This is a genomic window from Archangium primigenium, from assembly GCF_016904885.1.
Classification (GTDB): domain Bacteria; phylum Myxococcota; class Myxococcia; order Myxococcales; family Myxococcaceae; genus Cystobacter; species Cystobacter primigenius.
Genome location: NZ_JADWYI010000001.1, coordinates 9,154,327 through 9,172,499, shown reverse-complemented (window position 1 = coordinate 9,172,499; position 18,173 = coordinate 9,154,327). Strand labels below are relative to the sequence as shown.

Genomic DNA, 18,173 nt, shown 5'->3' with positions numbered 1-18,173 from the left:
GTCAGGGACGGTTCGAAGTATCGCCGCCGCGCGGTGTTCACCCGCACGTTAAGAGTTCGGCTCAGGCCTCCTCATCGGGAAGGAGGGTGAGCAACAGCGGGTCGTCCGGGCCGAGCGGACGCCAGCCAGGAGGGGGCGGGGTGGTGCGCAGCGCCGCCCTGGCCTGTTCCACGCGCTTCTCGTGGGTTTCCGGGGTGTAGGCGGACCACAGGCCGAGTGCCTTGGCGATCTTGAAGCGCTGGGCTTCGTCCATGACCTCGGGCCAGCCCTCCGGACTGCTCTCCGCGAGCTCGCGCACCAATTGGCCGCGGACTAGGCGGGTGACGCGTCGGCTCCGCTCGGCCTCGGCCACCAGTCCGCTGAACACCTGCACGGCGGTGACGTCCGTCTCACCCAACGCATCGGCCAGTTTTTCCAGCGGGAGGGTGGGGTGCGCTTCGGCGAAGTCCGTCAGCGATTCATGACCCCGCGCTCGGACCCGCTCATACAGACGCGCCTTCCAGTTCCCTTCCCAGGGATGTCCCTGGCTCATCGTCCGCTCCCTCGGATGAAGTTCATGGGGATTCTGTCACGACGCATCGCCGTCGCGACGAGGTCGAGAATCTCGTTCCGTGTCAGCATGCGGCCATTGTCGAGTTCGGTTTCACGCAGGACCTTCATGATCATCCGGTTCCACTCACCGGGCCACGTGCGGCCCAAGCGCCAATCGCCACCGCCATGAATGGCTTGATGGTGCGCCTGCTCCATCCGGACACAGAACCGGTCGATGCTCAGCTCGCCGGTGAAGCCGCGCTGCTCGAACCATTCGCGATGTTCCCGAGGGAGGACATGATGCCTCGGGGACTCGGCCATTCCCGCGCCTGCCCTGTCCGTTGGGTGCATCGCGCGCACCTCGGGTCCATCACCCAGCGCCTCACGTACTCCGCGTGGGAGTTCCTCAGGCGCCCCCATCATCTGGACCTGGCCTGATTGGAGCCGCACGGCGGCGCCGACGGCGGGCAGCGACAGGACTCCCGCTCGCACGAGTCGGCGCATGGTTTCCACCCACTCGGCGGAAATGACGACTCGTGTGCCCATCATCACGCCAGGTGTGCCCATGGCCAGGCCCTGGCCGACCACGAGGGGGGCGGATGGCGGCAAGGCGGGCAGTGAAAGGCGCAGCGCCGACAGCAGGGTGAAGGCTTCAAGGGTCTCCTGGAGCACCCGGAGTTGCTGGACGCGTTCTTCTCCCTGACGCGCGGCCGTGCACGTCGCGGCGAATTCACCCGTGAAGTGGCCCAGCAGCGCGGGCATGTCTTCCGCCACGGCTCGCATCTGTCCTGGCTCCAGGGAAGACAGGGCCGTCATGGCGGGCTCGAGCCGCCCGTGGACACGCTCCAGGTCCACGAACAGACGCTCCTTGCTGTAGAGACGACGGGTGAGCAGGACGTCGGCGAGGTGGAGGAAATCGAGCCACATGGCGAGCAGGGGCGCGCCCAGCAAGGCGGCCTCGAGCCGTGGGCCCGCGAGCCGTAGCAGGGCGAGCCGCATGTCCGGGTCCTGCACTTCCGCGGCGGCGGTCGTCAGCCGTCTGGCGGCGGCGAGCTCGGTGTCGAGCCAGCGCAGTCGATGTTCGCCCTGTTCGATGAACCGGCCGAAGACGTCGCTGTTTCCGCCGCAGAGGCCCTGGGTGCTGGCCTTGAGCCTGGAGAGTTCCCCGGAGAGGCGGCGCGAGGCTTGTGAGAGCTCGGCCATCGTGCCGGAGACCGCCAGATGAACCGCGAGGACTTGCCGCGATGCGGTCTCGCCCCCGTGGGGAGGGGCGGCCATCGTTGTCATGTCCCGAGTGCCGTGACGACGGTTCAGCAGCGAGGGGGTCGCGGACGATGGAGACGACGACGGAGCGGGCAAGGCCGCTTGTTGCCGCATTCCCTGGTGGAGGGGCGTGTACGCGCCACAGCCGGAGAGCAGCAAGGCCATGAGCCTCGGTCCGAACCGCGCGTGCCGGGATGGCGTCATCGCCGCCGCTCCTTCGCGCTCACCAGTGGTGCGCGAGTCCGACGCCCGCGTAGAGCGTCATCGGGGGCAGGGGCTCGAAGTAGCGGCCCCGGGCGGCGTTCACCCGTACGTTGTCGATGGCCGGGGCCGACAGGAGGTTCTGCAGGCCCAGGAAAGGGCTCACCTCGAACGCGCCCCACGTGAAGCGGTGGCCCAGCCGCGCGTTCACCACCCACGCGAGCGGCACCCGCACCGTGTTCGCGTCGTCCGCGAACATGCCCCCCGCGCTGAAGACCTCCACCGCCGCCAGGGGGCCCGCCGGGTGCTGGTACACCACGTCCCCGCTCGCCTGGTGGGTGGGAATGCCCGGCACCTTCTTGCCCGCGAGCGCGCCGCTGCTCAGCGTGGCCGCCAGCGCGTTGTAGGCCGCCCGCACCCGCAGGCGCTCCGTCACCCGCGCCTCCAGCGCCACCTCCGCGCCCACGTGCCGCGAGCGCCCCGTGTTGCGGAAGTAGGCCCGCGTGCTCTCGTCCTCGAAGCGCACCAGCCCGTCGCGCAGCCACACGGAGTACAGCGCCACGTCGTAGCGCAGCCAGCCGCCCAGCAGGCCGCGCGCGCCCACCTCCGCCCCGTTGGAGCGCTGGGGTCTCAAGTCCCGCGACAGGCCTCCGCCCGAGCCCGGCGGCAGCGCCAGCTCCGTCGTCGTGGGCGCTTCGAAGGACTGGGTGAGGCTCGCGAAGAGCGACACCCGCTGCTCCGGGGCCCAGACCACTCCCAAGCGCCCCGTGGGCTGCTGGAACGCGCGGGTGCCCGTGCCGTCGCCGTCCCCCACGAGGTAGTCCTCCACCGCGTAGCGCGACACGTCGTAGCGCGCCCCCGCCACCACCGTCAGGTGCTGGAGCGGCTCCCACTCCTCCTGGGCATAGAGCCCCAGGCCCGTCACGTCCTCGCGCTGGTCGAGCTGCCGCGTGTTCCCGGGTCGGCCCCCGGCGTTGTCGAAGTTCTTGCGCCAGTCCCGCTGGCCCTGGACCTCCGCCCCGAGCGTCAGCCGGTTGCGCCGCCCGAGCAGTGGCGCCCGGTTCGTGTAGCGCGCCGCCAGGCCCTCGAAGCGCCGGTCGAACGCCACCACCACGCCGGGCAGGGCGTTCTGGAAGCTCCGGGGCGACACGAAGCCCCGCGCCTCCACCTCGTGCACGTCCCCGAGCCGCTGCCGCCAGGTGAGCCCCACGCGCGCCTGCCGCACGGCCTCTCCCGCCCGGGCACTCAGGTTGGCCGGTGCCGCCCGCCTCGGGTCCGTCTCCCACTCCTCCCGCGTCAGGGCCCCGGGGTCCTCCGCCCGGGGCGCGTCCACCAGCGACACCACCGCCGTCCACTCCGTGCCCGCGCTCGGCGTCCAGCCCACCTTGCCGTTGACCTGCACCTGCCGCGTGGCCGACTGGGGCCTCCAGCCCTCCTGCTCCCACCGGGACACGCCGACGAGCCAGCGCACCGGGCCGCTCGTGCCCCCGCCCTTCACGTTCAGCTTCCACAGCCCGAAGTCCCCGTTCACCGTGCGGGCCTCCACGAAGGGCCGCTCGGGGCCGTCCTCCGTCGTGAGGCTCACCACGCCGCCCGCCGCGTTCCCATATAAGGAGGACGCGAGCCCCCGGAGCACCTCGATGCGCGACACCATCGCCAGGTCCAGCGCGTCCACGTTCGTCTGGCCGTCCGGCAGCGTCTCCGGAAAGCCGTCCACCACCACCGTGACGCCCCGGATGCCGAACGCCGAGCGCGCGCCGAAGCCCCGGATGGACAGCCGCAAATCCTGCGAGGCGTTGTTCCGGCTCTGGACGACGAGGCCCGGCACCCCCACCAGCGCCTCGTAGAGCCCCAGCGTGGGCCGGGCGTCCTGGATGTCCTCCTGCTCCACCACGCTCACCGCCGCCGGGGTCCGGGTCAGCGGCGTGGGCACCCGGGGCGCCACCACCGTGGTCTCGCCCGCGCCGGACTCGGGTGGGGACGGGGGGGCCTCGGGTGGGGGCGTCTGGGCGAGACCGAGGGCCAGCAGCGTGCCGGACAGCAACCAGGACATCCGAACGACCTTTCCGAGCGGGGGCGACCCCCTGTCTGCCCGCTCCCGGGACGTCTGGCCACCTCGCCCGTGCCTCCGTCGCCCGCCCGCCCGGCGCAAGTGTCGGTTGTGCGAAACCCCAGTCCCCCTGATGGCGACGGTCGTTGGAGGCGTGGCGGGTGCTGGTAACGTCTTTTTCGCGCCGCTATGAACTCCACCGTGTCCCACGCCCCGGATAGTGCTTCCTCGCCGCTCCTCGCCTCGGGTGGCCCCGGGGGGGAGCAGTCCCTCCGGCGGCTCGCCGAGGCCATCCCGCAGCTCGTCTGGACGACCCGGCCGGATGGGCACCACGACTACTTCAACCCGCGCTGGTACGAGTACACGGGCCTGTCCGAGGGCTCGACGCTCGGCGAGGACTGGCGCCTGCCCTTCCATCCGGACGACCTGGCCGAGGCGGGCCGGCGCTGGCAGCACGCGCTGCGCACGGGCGAGCCCTACGAGGTGGAGTACCGCTGCCGACGGCACGACGGCGTGTACCGCTGGTTCCTCGGCCGGGCCCAGCCGGTGCGCGACGCCGAGGGGCAAATCGTCCAGTGGTTCGGCACCTGCACGGACATCGACGACCAGAAGCGCGCCGAGGACGCGCTGCGCCTCTTGTCCGAGACGAGCGCGCTGCTCGCGTCCTCGCTGGACTACGAGGCGACGCTCAAGGCGCTCACGGAGCTGGCGGTGCCGCGGCTGGCCGACTGGTGCTCGCTGGAGATGGTGGGCGAGGACGGCCAGCTGCACCTGCTCGGCGTGTCGCACGTGGAGCCGCGCAAGGTGGACCTGGCGTGGAGCATGCGCTGGCGCTATCCGCCCAACCCCCAGTCCACCTCGGGCATCTACCAGGTGCTGCGCACGGGCCGCGCGGAGGTCATCCCGGAGCTCACCGACGCGCTGTTCACGAAAGCCGCCCAGGACGCGGAGCACCTGCGCGGCCTGCGGGAGCTGGGCCTGTGCTCCTGCCTGTTCGTGCCCCTCACGGCGCGGGGCCGCACCCTGGGCGTGCTCCAGCTCGTCATGGCCGAGTCCGGTCGGCGCTTCTCCGCGCGGGACGTGCCGCTCGTGGAGCAGATCGCCGCGCGCGCCGCGCAGGCGGTGGACAACGCGCGGCTGTACCGCGAGGCCCAGGAGGCCCTGCGGCGCAAGCAGGAGGAGCAGCGGGTGTCCGAGACGCTGCGCCAGGTGGGCCTGTCCCTGGCCTCCGAGCTGGAGCCGGCGCGCCTCGCGCAGATCATCACCGACGCGGCGGTGTCGCTCACGGGCGCCGCGTTCGGGGCCTTCTTCGAGCAGCGCCCGGACGAGCGCGGCGAGCTGCAGCGGCTGTACACCTTCGCGGGCGGCTCGAAGGACCGCTTCGCGGGCCTGCCCGTGCCGCGCGTGACCGCGTTCTTCGAGAGCACCTTCAAGGGCGAGGCCACGGTGCGGATGGACGACGTGACGCGCCATCCGACCCACGGCAAGAGCGCGCCGCACTTCGGCCCGCCGCCGGGCCACCCGCTCGTGCGCAGCTACCTGGGGCTCGCGGTGAAGGGCCGCGCGGGCGAGGTGCTGGGGGGACTCTTGCTCGGCCACCCCGAGCCCGCCCAGTTCCAGGCCGTGCATGCCCAGCTCGCCGAGGGCCTCGCGGCGCAGGCCTCGGTGGCCCTGGACAACGCCCGGCTCTACCAGCAGCGCGTGCAGGCCGAGGAGCGCTTCCGCTCGCTCGTGCATGCCTCCTCCCAGGCGGTGTGGGCCACGGGGCCGGACGGCATGGTGCGCGAGGACTCGCCGTCCTGGCGGGAGTTCACCGGGCAGACGTACGAGGAGTTCCTGGGCTTTGGCTGGCTGTCCGTCGTGCACCCGGAGGACCAGGAGCGGGTGCGGCGCGGGTGGGAGGCGGGACGGGCGCTCAAGCGGCCCTACGAGGTGGAGCTGCGGGTGCGCCGCGCGGATGGCTCCTACGCCGTCACGCTCGCGCGCGCCGTGCCCCTGTTCGGCGCCAAGGGCATGGTGCGCGAGTGGATTGGCACCAGCCTGGACGTCACCGCCCAGCGCCAGGCCGAGGAGTCCTCGCGGCGGCTCGAGAGCGAGCAGCGCACGCGCCAGCTCAACGCCCTGCGCGCGCAGGTGAGCGAGGCGCTCGCCCAGGAGACGACGCCCGAGCGGATGATGCAGGCGTGCGCGGAGGTGATGACGCGCTGCCTGCCCACGCTGCCCCTGGTGCAGTTGTGGTCCTTCGCGCGGGACACCCAGCAGCTCGTGCTCGAGGGCCACGCGGGCCTCGCCGTGCCCACGAGCATCCAGCCCGAGCGCCTGCCGCTGGGCGAGGGCTTCGCCGGCACGGTGGGCCAGACGCGCCAGCCGCTGCTCATCAACGACGCGCTGTCGCACCCCGGCGCGCGCTCGCGCGAGTGGATGCAGTTGCAGGGGCTCGTGTCCTTCCTGGGCGTGCCGCTGCTGGTGGGCGGCGAGCTGGTGGGCGTGCTCAGCGTGTTCGGCCTCCAGGCGCTGGAGGAGGAGACGCTCAGCACGCTGGCCACGGTGGCCGAGGCGCTCGCCCAGGGCGTGGAGCGCCGCCGCGCCGAGCTGGCGCTGCGGGAGCATGCCCTGGAGCTCACGCGCTCCAACGAGGAGCTGCAGCAGTTCGCCTACGTGGCCTCGCACGACCTGCAGGAGCCCCTGCGCATGGTGGCCAGCTACACGCAGCTGCTCGCGCGGCGCTACAAGGGCAAGCTGGACTCGGACGCGGACGAGTTCATCGCCTTCGCGGTGGATGGCGTCAACCGGATGCAGCGGCTCATCCAGGACCTGTTGACCTACTCGCGCGTGGGCACCCGGGGCCACGCGTTCCAGACCACCGACTCGCGTCAGGCGCTGGAGCGGGCGCTGGCCAACCTCAAGGCGCTGATGGACGAGTCGGGGGCCTCGGTCATCCAGGGCCCGCTGCCGCAGGTGCTGGCCGACGAGACGCAGCTCACCCAGCTCTTCCAGAACCTGGTGGGCAACGCCGTCAAGTTCCGGGGGCCCACGCCCAGCCGCGTGCTGGTGGAGGCCGAGCGCCAGGGCGACCAGTGGCGCTTCAGCGTGGAGGACAACGGCATCGGCATCGAGCCGCAGTACTTCGAGCGAATCTTCGTCATCTTCCAGCGGTTGCACAACAAGGAGGACTACCCGGGCACGGGCATCGGTCTGTCCATCTGCAAGAAGATCGTCGAGCGTCACGGGGGCCGCATCGGGCTGGACTCCCAGCCAGGCCAGGGCACGACGTTCTGGTTCACCCTGCCCGCCGTCCCCGCTTCCCGGAAGGTCTGAGACCCCCCATGCACGACGATTCCCTCGGCCGGCCCATCGAGATCCTCCTCGTCGAGGACAACCCGGGCGACGTGCGCCTGACCATCGAGGCGCTCAAGGAGGGCAAGGTGCGCAACCGGCTGTCCGTGGCCCGCGATGGCGTGGAGGCCATCGCCTTCCTGCGCCGTCAGGGCGCGCACGCCGACGCCGCCCGGCCGGACCTCATCCTCCTGGACCTGAACCTGCCCCGGAAGGACGGCCGCGAGGTGCTGGCGGAGATCAAGGAGGACCCCTCCCTGCGCCGCATCCCCGTGGTGGTGCTCACCACCTCCAAGGCGGAGGAGGACATCCTGCGCACCTACGATCTGCACGCCAATTGCTACATCAACAAACCCGTGGACCTGGAGCAGTTCATCACCGTGGTGCGCTCCATCGACGATTTCTGGCTGTCCGTGGTCCGGCTGCCCGCGAGTGGATGAACGCCCATGACGGTGGATGAGTCGCGCGTGTTGCGGCTGCTCCTGGTGGAGGACAACCCCGGAGACGCCCGGCTCTTGCGCGAGGAGCTGCGGGACGTGGTGGGCCCGCGCTTCGACGTGCGCCACGTGACGCTGCTGGCCCAGGCGCTGGAGGCGGCGCACGAGCCGGGACTGGACGTGGTGCTGCTCGACCTGTCGCTGCCGGATGGCCACGGCCTGAGCAACATCGAGCGGCTCACGCAGGTGGCGCCCGCGCTGCCCGTGGTGGTGCTCACGGGCACGGACGACGAGCAGCTCGCGATGCGCGCGGTGCACGCGGGCGCGCAGGACTACCTCGTGAAGGGACAGGTGACGGGGCCCTTGCTGGTGCGCGCGCTGCGCTACGCCATCGAGCGCAAGCGGGCCGACGAGGGCCTCAAGCGCGAGGAGGCCGCGCGCCAGACGGCGGTGTTCCGCGAGCAGTTCCTCGGCATCCTCGGCCACGACCTGCGCAACCCCCTGCAGGCCATCACCGGCAACGCCGCGCTGCTCCTGCGCTTCGGCGGCCTGAGCGAGCCCCAGCGCCGGGCGCTCCAGCGCATCACCGACTCGTCGGACCGGATGGCGCGGATGATCAACGACCTGCTCGACTTCACGCGCACGCGGCTGGGCGGGGGCTATGCGTTGGAGCGCGCGCGCACGGACCTGTACGAGGTGCTGCGCCTGGTGGTGGAGGAGCTGGAGGTGGCGCACCCCACCCGGCGCTTCGAGCTGAGCGTGGACGGGGACGGGTGGGGCGAGTGGGACGCGGGCCGCATCGCCCAGGCGGCGAGCAACCTGGTGGGCAACGCCGTGCAGTACTCCCCGGCGGACAGCCCCGTGCGGGTCGCGGCGCGCGACGAGGGCGAGCGCCTGCGGGTGGAGGTGCGCAACGGCGGCGCGCCCATCCCCCCCGAGCGCCTGACCCACATCTTCGACCCCTTCGTGCGGGGCACCGACAGGACGCGGGCGCGCACGGGCCTGGGGCTCGGGCTCTACATCACCCACGAGATCCTCAAGGCCCACGAGGGCTCGCTCCAGGTGCGCTCGTCCGCCGACGAGGGCACGTGCTTCTGGTTCTTCCTGCCCCGCGGGCCGCGTGATGGCCGGCCGGGGAGCGAGCGGTCATCCGAGCCACCGGAATAGCCCGGCCGGGGGAAGGCGGCGCGCCTACCTTGTCTCAAAAGGAGACCACGCTCATGGCCTTTCTCATCGCGTTCGTGATCATGTTCCTGGTGGTGTTCATGACCCTCGTCCTCGGCGGCGTCAGCAAGCTGGCGGACAAGCGCGTGGCGCGCGAGGGTCGGGTGGAGAAGGACCAGCACATCTCGCTGCCTCCCTCGGGCGGCGTGAACCTGCCCGTCTGACGCCCCGGGCGCCTCGCTTCAAATCCCCTCGGGCGCGCCCGGGGGGCTCGGGTGGTAGTAGCGGCGCAGCCAGCGCGACAGCCCGTCCAGGCCCGGAAAGAGCACCCGCTCGGTGATGTTGGCCTGGTCGAGCTTGTCGCGCACCTCGCGCTTGAGGCGCGCGGGGACGATGAGCCGACGCACGCCCTTCTTCTGGTTCTGGAGGAACTCGTCCAGCCGCAGCGAGGCGTCGTTCATCACCGAGAACAGGGCGAACTGGTTGACGATGCGCTCGTCGAGCGAGGGCGGCTCGAAGAAGAGCACGAAGGAGCGGCGGGTGAGCTGGTTGAAGGTGCTCAGCGTGGGGGCCACCTCCGCGAGCATCTCCGCGCTGAACACGTCCGCGCCTTCCTTCTCCAACTGCTGCTTGAGCGGACGGGGCAGGAGCCGGTTCGTCTCGCGGTAGTCCACGCACCACACCACGCCGTCCATGTCGTACAGGGACGGGTCCTCGGTGAGGAAGTGCAGCGCCACGTAGGGGCTGAACGTCCAGTCGAGCAGCCGCGTGGGCAGGCCGTGGTGCTGGGCGAGCGCGAGCCAATCCCAGAGGGTGTCACAGGGGTTGGAGGTGCCGCGCGCGTACTTGCGGAAGGCGCGCAGCATGACGTGTTCCTGGCGCGAGTAGTCCCCGCCGCGCCGGTTGAGGCCCGTGGCCAGGTCGTGGCTCGCGTCGGGCGTGCCCCGGAAGGCCAGGGTCGGCCGGAAGCGGTGCAGGGTCGCGTTCCACGAGCCCGCGAAGAGCAGTTCCTGCAACTCCACCCAATTGCGAATGCGATGTTCGAGCACGGTGTCCTCGGGGGGTGTTCAATGCCAGGGGGCTTCGACGAGCTTCAGCTCCTCCAGGGCGTGTCGGGTCAGCCGCCGCCAGTCCGCCGCCGTCAGCCGACGCGTCGGGGACTCGGCCGCGAACGTCTCGCGCGAGGGGCGGGTGAAGTCGTAGCGCGGCGCGCGGCGGTAGTTCTCCTGCTCCCAGGCCACCCACGGCGCGCCACGCGACCGGGCACACGCGAGCATGCGCTGCTTGGTGGCGCGCCCCTCGTCGGTGAGGTGCACGCGCGCCACCGCGGGCGCGCTCAGCGCCCCGCCCACCGGCGGCAGCATTTCCAGCAGCACGGGCTCGCTGCGGCCCCCCCGGCGCAGCAGCGCCACGGCCGCGTGGGCGACGAAGGCGGTGGCGTCCTGGTCCGGATCACCCCCGGTGTAGGGCGGGACGACGAGCAGCGCGGGCCGCAGCGCCTTGACGAGCGCCAGCAGGCACTCGGTGAGCGTGACGAGCTCCCACGGGGCCTCCTCGGCCACCGCGCCCAGGGAGAGCAACTGGTCCGGCGTCAGCCCCGCGAGCGACAGGGCCTCGAAGGACTCCGCCTCGCGCAGACGGGCCTGGGCCCCGTGCGGCGGCCCCTCCGGGTGGGTCCTCCGGGGCACGCCATCCGTGACATGCACGACGTGGCAGCCCGGACTGCGGCGCAGCAGCCACGAGGCGCCCTGCACGGCCTCCTCCGGGTGCGCCGCCACGAACAGCACCGGGCCCCTCAGGGCCTGGGCGGACACGAGCGGCTCGAGCACCTCGGCCACGGTGCGCTCGCGCGGTGCCGTCCCGTCCAACGCCATGCGCTCATCGGGCGGCCACATGAACCCTCCCCCTCGTTGAATCCCCGTGCACCCTCGCCTCCCTTTCCCGCGGGCTCCCCGCGTTCCGGCCCTGTCCTCCGGCTCACGCCCAGCGCTTGAGGCCTCCCGGCTCGGCGCGCATCGCGGGCAGGGGCGCCGCGCCCATGACCTCCTCCAACAGCCGGCGCACTTGAGGCGCCAGCCGGATGCGCGCGAGCCGCCAGCGCTGGGGGGGCCGCAGCCGCTCCAGGGTGTGGATCATCTCGCGGCGCGTGCGCGCGCGGGTGAAGGTGCGCGCGAAGCCGGAGGCCTCGAGCGAGAAGAAGGACAGGGCATCCGCCTCGTTGAGCAGCGCGAGCGCCGCCTCGGCTTCCGGCCGCTCGTGGTGGCGGATGAGCCAGCGCACGTGCTCGCGCGTGTCGGGCGCCACGCCCACCCGGCTCAGCACCCCGTCGGCCAGGGCCGCGCTGCGCTCGGCGTGCGCGTCCTTGAAGCACTGGTAGTCGCGCGTCGGACCCGCCGTGCGCGCGCCCAACTCCGAGCGCGTGTGCTCCACGTCGTGGAAGAGCGCGGCCACTTGCAGCGCCAGGTCCGCGCGCGGCTCCAGCCGCAGCACCCACTGCCAGGTGTCCAGCGCGTGGCGGAAGTCCTCGCGGAAGAGCGGCTCGCCCAGGTCATGCAGCGCCCGCAGGTGCGCGAGCAGGGTGGTGAAGAGCGGGCCCTGGGACGCGGTGTTGCGGCGGTCGATGAGGCCCTGGTAGCGCGTGAGGACCTCCAGCGCCGTGGAGGTGAGGGCCTGACGCGACCCGCCGGTCAGGTGCAGGGTGATGCCCGGCGCCCGGGCGGCGGCGCCGAAGACGCGCTCGTCCCAGTCCCAGGGGTCGAAGCCCGGGGCGCGCCACTCGGACGCGTCCAGCCGCACCACGCCCGTGCCCTCCTCGGGCGCGCGGGTGAGCAAGGTGAGGGAGGGGAACTCCTGGGCCAGCGGCGACAGCGCCGCGGGCATCACGGGCCGTACGCCCGTGGGCTCCGGGCCGGTTTCGGACAGCAGGAGCTGTCGGATCATGGTGCCTCCCCCCCTCGTGTGACGGGAGGAAGGTGCGGCGGTGAGGCTGGAAAAACCAGGGCACGGGGAGGGCGAGCGGACGCGGACGTCGGGCGGGAGGCACTTGCCCGCGCGCGAAGGGGTCCGTCCCACCTCCCACCGTGCGCTGGTGCACACCTGGAGGGATTGGGCCGCGAGGCGTCTGGCTTCGACGGATTACGGACGGCCGTTGTCGGCGGGCTGATCAAAAGCGAAAACATCCGCCCGGGGCGCCGCGTCCTGGTGGAACAGGGGGCACTTCCGACACGTGAAGCCCTCCCAGTCCTCGCGGACGGCCGTGTCGATGCACCGTCCGTAGGACCGGCAGTTGACGTTGCGGTAGTCCTCGACGCGGTGGTTCTCGGCCCACATCGGCAGGCGCAACGCGGTGGGATTGGGCTTGGGGGGTGGACAGGCCATGTCGCTGCTTTCTCCTCTCTATAGATGTCGGTCCCCACCGGTGGTGGGGAGATGGAGTGCATACGCCCCAGTGCCAGGCCTCATTCCCGAGTGAAAACCAGGGGATGGAGGGGCTCGGGCCGCGCTACTCCGGCCCAGAAGTCCCGAGCGCGGGACGGCCTCCCGGTGGCCCGGAGAGCGGGCGGGCGTGGATTGAACGCTTCGTCCTCCGAGGGCTTTCCCCGAAGATGCCCCGGTGCGATCGCTCTCTTCTGACGCCCCGTCCGCCCCCGCCCGCCGAGGGGCGCTGCTCGCCTTGTCGCTTTGCGCCCTGCTCGCCGCGGTGGGGTGCACGACCTTCGCCCGCGCCCTGAAGGAGGGCGACACGCTCACCAGCCAGCGGCAGTGGGCCCAGGCGGAGGCCGCCTACCAGCGCGCGCTCGCCGCGGAGCCCGGGGACTCGGAGGCCAAGCTGAAGCTGCGCGACATGCGCCGCGCGTGGAGCGCCGAGGTGCTCGCCGCCGCCGAGGCCCGGCGCGCCGAGGGGGACCTGGCCGGCGCCACGCCCCTGCTCGTGCGCGCGCGGGAGCTCGACGAGGACAGCGCCGCGGCGGCCGAGGCGCTCCAGCACAACCTGGAGGCGCGCGTGGCGGTGGCCCAGAAGGCGCTCAAGGAGGACAAGCTGCCGGAGGCCCGCGCCGAGTTCGACGCGGTGCTGGCGGTGGACCCGCAGAACGCCGCGGCGCTCAAGGGCGTGACGGGCGTGCGCACCGCGTCCGCGCGCCGCTGGTTCCACATCGCCAGCCGCCTGGAGGAAGAGGGCAAGCTGGGCAACGCGCTCATGTCCTACGTGCGCGCGGACCAGGAGCTGGTGGGCGTCACCCCCGCGCGCGAGCGCGCCGAGCTCGTGCGGCGCAAGCTCCAGGACGAGGTGGCCTTCATGGTGGTGACGGCGCCGGCCGAGGACAAGGCGAGCGCGCCGGACGTGCTGCAGCGCCTGTCGCCGGGCCGGCTCGCCGCCCTGCTGCCCCACGAGGTGCCCATCCGCGTCGTCACCACCGAGGCCTCCAAGGACCACGAGGGCGTGCGCGTGGGCCTGGCGCTCGAGCGCGTGCTGCCGGTCAAGTCGGTGGAGCAGGCGCAGAAGTCCACGCGCTACGTGGTGACGAACAAGGCGGTGCCCAACCCGCGCCGCACCGAGCTGGAGACGGCGCTGCTCGCCGAGGAGCGCAAGCTGGAGGAGGTGGAGCGCCGGCTGGGGATGGCGCTGCGCGAGTACCTGCGGCGCCAGGACGAGCTGGTGCAGGCGCGCGAGGTGGCCGGGGCGTGCCGCGACCGCGAGCGCAAGACGTGCCTCACCGCGCTGTCCGAGTGCACCAACGCCATCGGCCGCTCCGAGCGCGGCTCCATTCCCAAGGAGTGCGACCCCTCGCGCTGCAACCCTCAGTGCCGCCAGGAGGAGGAGTCCTACGAGCGCCGGGCCTCGGGCGCGGTGGAGCTGGAGCGCAAGCTGGAGAACGTCCAGGAGGCGGCCGAGGCCCAGCGCCGCGAGGTGCAGCGCGGCCGGGACGGCTGGTACCGCGAGCCCCTCACGGTGGAGGAGCCCGTCTACGCCGACTACCCCTATGACGTGGAGCTGCACCGGCTGAGCCTCACGACCACCGTCACCGAGCGCCTGGTGGACCTGAGCAAGGACACCGCGGCGGCCTCGCCCCACACCGGCGACTACACGGCCATGCACGAGGACTCGTCCAACAAGGCCTACGACAAGGTGGGCGTGCTGGCGGACCCCGTGCAGCTGCGCAGCGAGGCGGAGCTGCGCGTGGAGTCGGGTGACAAGGCCATGGAGTCCGTCGCCGCGCGGGTGATGGAGCGCTTCGACGCCTACCGCCAGCGCCGGGTGGAGGACGCGCGCCGCGGCATGGTGCGCCCGAGCGCCGAGGACGTGGTGGAGACGGCCGTGCGCGCCCTGCTGCTCACCGCGGACGCGCCGCCCGAGGACATCCTCCTGCCGCTCACGCGCGCGCGCGGCCTCACCAACCCCCAGGCCCTCTTCGGCGGCCCGTAGCCGCCTTCAGCGCGCCGGGGCGCCCGGGGGCGGCGGACTCCAGACCGCCGCCTCGGCGGACTCCAGACAGTCCTCGAGGAAGCGCAGGTGGAGGTCGAGCACCCCCGCGCCCCGCTCCGCGAGCACCTGGGCGTTCTCCGGCATGGTGCGCAACAGGTCCTCCATCAGCCGCGCCTGGGTGAGGGCGCGCCCGGTGGCCGGCTGGGCGTTCTCCTTGAGGAAGGTGAGCCCGTCGAGCGCCTCCCGGCCGAGCGCCCGCGCCACGTGGGCGAGCAGCACCGGGCCCAGCGTCTGGTGGAAGTGGCCCAGCTCGTAGGCGAGCGCGATCTGCGCCCCCGGCGGCTCCTCCGTCAGCGTCTCCTCCACGTGCAGCCGCCAGTCGCGCATGGCGTCCGTGGGGAACTGCGCGAGCAGCCGCTCGGCGTTGAGCGTGCAGGGCCGCCGCAGGTTCCAGCGCCGCACGAGCAGCCGCGTGTCGTCCATGAGCATGACGTGCTGCTGGGCCTCGGGGCGCGCCTGGGCGAGCAGCGCCTTGCCCAGCGCGTCCAGGCCCTGGAAGAGGCAGCGCTGGCCCTCGCGGCGCACCCAGCTCTCCAGGGGCTCGGTGAGGTACACCCCGAGCGCGTGGTACTGGAGGAAGAAGCGCTCCAGCACGTGGGGTTCCAGCGAGCCATCGCCCAGCCGGCGCACCACGGCCTCCGTCGCGAGACGGGCGCGGGTGGGCAGGACATAGGGCTCGTACAGCTCTTTGACCAGGCTCATGAAGCTCCTCGGGGCGGATGGAAAAGGGGCGACGGGGACGGGCTCAGGCGTCGGGGGGCGTGGGCGGCAGACGACCCACGGTCGCCTCGCTCACGTACTCCAGGAACTCGGGCAGCAGGCGCGCGGACAGGAGCCACAGGCACTGCCGGGGGCTGTCGGCCTCCAGGAGGACCTCGTCCTCCTCGCGCTCCACCACCAGGGTGAAGGTGGCGCGCTCGCGCGCGGCGTACCAGGCGCGCGCCTCGTCGAGCAGGGTGGGGAAGGTGTCCTCGCCCCCCGGCGCGAGCGGGAAGAGGCGCACGGTGTCCAGCAGGCCGGAGAGCGTGGCGCCCTCCTGCGCGAGCTCCACCAGGGCCGCGGCCACCACCTGGCCCTCGTGGCGCGCCACCAGCACCTGCCGCTCGCGCTCCAGGCCCGCGGCGCGCCAGGCCTCGGCGGTGCCCCGGAGCTCCAGCCGCTCGGGCGTGAGGTCCAGCGCGTCCACGTAGGCCGCGGGCCGGATGCGGGCGAGCTCCAGCGCCACGTCCACGCGCTCCTCGGCATCGGCCGGGCCGCACTCGATGCCCGGGGCGTCCACGTCGCTCGGCGTGTCGCTGCGCAGCGTGGCCATGCGCACGGGCATCACCGCCGCGTCGCCGCTGGCCTCGTGCGCGCGGGCGAACGTCAGGTGCAGCCGCTCGAAGAGCGGGTGGTGCTCCCCGGCGTAGGCCATGAGCCAGCGGAAGTCCGCGTCGCTCTGGGCGTGCTCCAGCGTGCGCACGTGCAGGTCACGCAGGATTTGACCCGAGGGCACGTGGCCGGGGGGCTTGCCGGGGCGCCGGGCGAGCTGGTGGATGAGCCAGCCATGGCGGTAGGCGCGCACGGAGGACAGCGTGCCCTCCACGCCCCGCTCGGACGGCCACACCGTCTGGCAGAAGAGCTGGGGGGCCTGGGCGGCGCGGCGGCTCGTGTCCAGGAAGAGGGCGCGCTCGGCCTCCACGCGCTCGGCGGGCAGGCCCGTGAGCTGGAAGTAGCCCGAGTCGGCGAGCAGCTCCCAGAGCGGCTCCAGCCACGCCTCGCCGCCGCGCGTGTTCGGGCACAGGCAATGCGACACGAGCCGCACCCAGCGCGTCTCGTCCTCGGCGGACAGGGGCGTCACCTGCACGCCGAGCATCCGCCGCCCGTCCGCGTTCGTCTCGCCCACGTAGCGCACCTCGCCGCGCAGCCACAGGGACTCGCCGCGCGCGTCGCGCACCTCCATGGGGCGCAGGATGAGGCCCGGGAAGACGAGCTCGTCCGGCGCGCCGCTCAACGACAGGCCGGTGAAGGACACGTCCAGCACGTCGCACGCGCGCGCGCCCAGCTCCCGCCACAGCGGGTGGTGGAAGTGGGCCTGGAGCCCCGGGGGCGCCGGCACCCGCCGCTGCGAGCGGTGGCGCACCCGCCAGAGCTGGCGCGGAATGGGCGTCACCAGCCGCTCGCCGCGCACCGCCCGCGCCGGCACGCGCAGCCGGTAGGCGGAGTTGTAGCCCACCACCTCGATGTCGTGCGGCGCGGGCCCCCACTGCGCGCCCGGCTCCTCCAGCCGCCAGTGCAGCTGCGAGCCCTCCACGTCGAAGTACTCCAGGGACACGCGCATCGTCCGGCCGAGCTGCCGCAACAGGCCCTGGTGCTTCATCACGCACACGGCCTTGAGGATGGAGCGGATGCGCTCGGGGTCCACCAGCGCCTCCTCGATGGGGCGCGGCGACACGGCGGGCAGGGCGCGTCCCTCGCGCGAGGCCACGTCCAGCGCGGAGAGGATCTGCCGACCCTGCTCCAGCGTCACGTCCACGAACTGGATGCCGAAGGGCGCGTTCTGGTGGCGGGGGTCGCTCCAGAAGATCTCCCCGCGCAAGGGCCCGATGGTGCGCCCGTTGTCGTCGAGCAGCACCTGCAGCGGGCGCTCGCGCGGGGGCAGCTCGGTGCCCGGCTCGGCCAGGGCCCACACCGCCGTGGGGCTCAGCCGCGTCACCCGGCTGCTGCTGATGCCCGGCTGGGACAGGATGAGATTGATGCCCTGGTCGGGCCGGTGCGCGTGCAACGAATAGCCTGAGTACGTCCCGGCCGCGAGCGCCGTTGCCGTCGCGGTCTCCTGGTGTTCACGCATGGCGTCCCCTCTTCCGGGGGAAGGGCGCGCGGCGAAGCACGCTCTGGCTTCACCCGATGCCTCAATCCCTTGCACCCAAGAAGAACGCTCCGCCCGCCATCCGTCAAGGTGAGGAGCGCCATTCATTGCTCAACCGCCCGGGACTCGCCGCGGCGGTGGAAAAGTCCGTTCCCCTCGGCGGAGACTCCCGAAGGAGCCCATCTCCCAGCGAAAGCCGCGCCCGAATGGAGCCCGGTGAACACAGACTTCGTCGCGCCGCCGCGAGGCTTGTCAGGCTCTTTCCTGGCTGGCGGGGCTGCGGCCGCACCCCGTATGTCCTTTCTTCCCGGTGAAACCCCCGCCGCCGCGTGAGAGGGATTGCCGGGAAGGGAGGCTTTACGTGAAGTGTGGGCGGGGCCGCGCCCCGGGGGCCGCGCGGGTGGTGGACATGCGGAGCCGGGAAGTGTGGACCCGGTGACATCCAAAGTGTCGGCCGCGCGAGAGAGAAGGGCATGGCGGCCGGGCCCGGGAAAAGCGAGGCTCCCGGGAAGGAGGGCCCTCCATGGCCAGGCTCAGCGCGGACGATCTCTTCAACATCGAGGTGCTCAAGGTGATGCTGCAGCTCGCGCAGAGCGACGGGCGGGTGGACCCGCGCGAGGCGGGCGTCATCCTGGGCTCGGCCCGGAGCTGGGGGGTCCCGGAGTCGGAGCTGAGTGCCCTCAAGAAGTCATTGGAGCAGGGCACGCCGCCCCCCGCGCCGGACCTGGCGCTGCTCCAGGGCCGCTCGGACGAGGTCTTCGAGGCGATCCAGGCCCTCATCGCCAGTGACGGCGAGCTCCAGGCCGAGGAGAAGGAGCTGCTCGCGGAGCTGCGCCTCATCCTCGGCCCGGCGTGACT

Annotated in this window: 15 protein-coding genes; 6 read left to right on the top strand and 9 right to left on the bottom strand. The window is 72.5% G+C overall.

All coding sequences use genetic code 11. The annotated features are described in order from the left end of the window. Positions 1-61: 61 nt before the first annotated feature. From I3V78_RS37590 to I3V78_RS37580, 3 genes are read right to left on the bottom strand one after another with little or no spacing between them, the layout of a single operon-like run. The gene (locus tag I3V78_RS37590; protein ID WP_204495733.1) at positions 62-532 is read right to left on the bottom strand and encodes an NUDIX hydrolase; all 471 of its coding nucleotides are present in this window, start codon (positions 530-532) and stop codon (positions 62-64) included. Beyond that, positions 529-1,959 carry a DUF2380 domain-containing protein gene (locus tag I3V78_RS37585; protein WP_204495731.1) on the bottom strand — a complete coding sequence of 477 codons (1,431 nt, stop codon included), beginning with the start codon at positions 1,957-1,959 and terminating at the stop codon, positions 529-531. The genes I3V78_RS37590 and I3V78_RS37585 overlap by 4 nt, the downstream gene beginning before the upstream one ends. Positions 1,960-2,017: 58 nt before the next feature. Next, on the bottom strand, positions 2,018-4,048 hold the full coding sequence (locus I3V78_RS37580) for a TonB-dependent receptor family protein (protein WP_204495729.1): 2,031 nt from the start codon (positions 4,046-4,048) through the stop codon (positions 2,018-2,020). A gap of 198 nt (positions 4,049-4,246) precedes the next feature. On the opposite strand from I3V78_RS37580, the gene I3V78_RS37575 reads away from it, so the two are divergent. From I3V78_RS37575 to I3V78_RS37560, 4 genes are read left to right on the top strand one after another with little or no spacing between them, the layout of a single operon-like run. Then, complete coding sequence (locus tag I3V78_RS37575; RefSeq protein ID WP_338023836.1) at positions 4,247-7,363, top strand: PAS domain-containing protein; 3,117 nt, start codon at positions 4,247-4,249, stop codon at positions 7,361-7,363. 8 nt (positions 7,364-7,371) lie between these two features. Continuing rightward, positions 7,372-7,821, top strand: coding sequence for a response regulator (locus tag I3V78_RS37570; protein WP_204495726.1), 450 nt, complete (start codon positions 7,372-7,374; stop codon positions 7,819-7,821). Between the two features lie 6 nt (positions 7,822-7,827). Next, positions 7,828-8,985 (top strand): hybrid sensor histidine kinase/response regulator, encoded by a 1,158-nt coding sequence (locus I3V78_RS37565; RefSeq protein WP_204495723.1) that lies wholly within the window; start codon positions 7,828-7,830, stop codon positions 8,983-8,985. Positions 8,986-9,038: 53 nt separating this feature from the next. After that, complete coding sequence (locus I3V78_RS37560) at positions 9,039-9,206, top strand: hypothetical protein (RefSeq protein WP_204495721.1); 168 nt, start codon at positions 9,039-9,041, stop codon at positions 9,204-9,206. Between the two features lie 18 nt (positions 9,207-9,224). Here I3V78_RS37560 and I3V78_RS37555 read toward each other — a convergent pair whose 3' ends face one another. From I3V78_RS37555 to I3V78_RS37540, 4 genes are all read right to left on the bottom strand, one after another. Then, positions 9,225-10,031: an FRG domain-containing protein gene (locus I3V78_RS37555; RefSeq protein WP_204495719.1), complete on the bottom strand. Its 807-nt coding sequence runs from the start codon at positions 10,029-10,031 to the stop codon at positions 9,225-9,227. Positions 10,032-10,049: 18 nt separating this feature from the next. Beyond that, positions 10,050-10,877 (bottom strand): PIG-L deacetylase family protein, encoded by an 828-nt coding sequence (locus I3V78_RS37550; protein ID WP_204495717.1) that lies wholly within the window; start codon positions 10,875-10,877, stop codon positions 10,050-10,052. Between the two features lie 82 nt (positions 10,878-10,959). Next, positions 10,960-11,922 carry a DUF4202 family protein gene (locus I3V78_RS37545; RefSeq protein WP_204495709.1) on the bottom strand — a complete coding sequence of 321 codons (963 nt, stop codon included), beginning with the start codon at positions 11,920-11,922 and terminating at the stop codon, positions 10,960-10,962. Positions 11,923-12,117: 195 nt separating this feature from the next. Further along, positions 12,118-12,360 carry a hypothetical protein gene (locus tag I3V78_RS37540; protein WP_204495707.1) on the bottom strand — a complete coding sequence of 81 codons (243 nt, stop codon included), beginning with the start codon at positions 12,358-12,360 and terminating at the stop codon, positions 12,118-12,120. A gap of 235 nt (positions 12,361-12,595) precedes the next feature. Between I3V78_RS37540 and traC the strand changes: the two genes are divergently transcribed. After that, positions 12,596-14,407 carry an outer membrane exchange accessory lipoprotein TraC gene (gene traC / locus I3V78_RS37535; protein ID WP_204495705.1) on the top strand — a complete coding sequence of 604 codons (1,812 nt, stop codon included), beginning with the start codon at positions 12,596-12,598 and terminating at the stop codon, positions 14,405-14,407. Between the two features lie 6 nt (positions 14,408-14,413). Here traC and I3V78_RS37530 read toward each other — a convergent pair whose 3' ends face one another. Then, the gene (locus I3V78_RS37530) at positions 14,414-15,169 is read right to left on the bottom strand and encodes a hypothetical protein (protein ID WP_204495703.1); all 756 of its coding nucleotides are present in this window, start codon (positions 15,167-15,169) and stop codon (positions 14,414-14,416) included. A gap of 43 nt (positions 15,170-15,212) precedes the next feature. Beyond that, entirely contained in the window at positions 15,213-17,297 is a 2,085-nt protein-coding gene (locus I3V78_RS37525; protein ID WP_204495701.1) for a PilZ domain-containing protein, read from the bottom strand. A gap of 541 nt (positions 17,298-17,838) precedes the next feature. Here I3V78_RS37525 and I3V78_RS37520 point away from each other — a divergent pair. Then, a complete protein-coding gene (locus I3V78_RS37520; protein WP_204495699.1) occupies positions 17,839-18,171 on the top strand; it encodes a tellurite resistance TerB family protein in 333 nt (110 codons plus the stop codon). Positions 18,172-18,173: the final 2 nt, after the last annotated feature.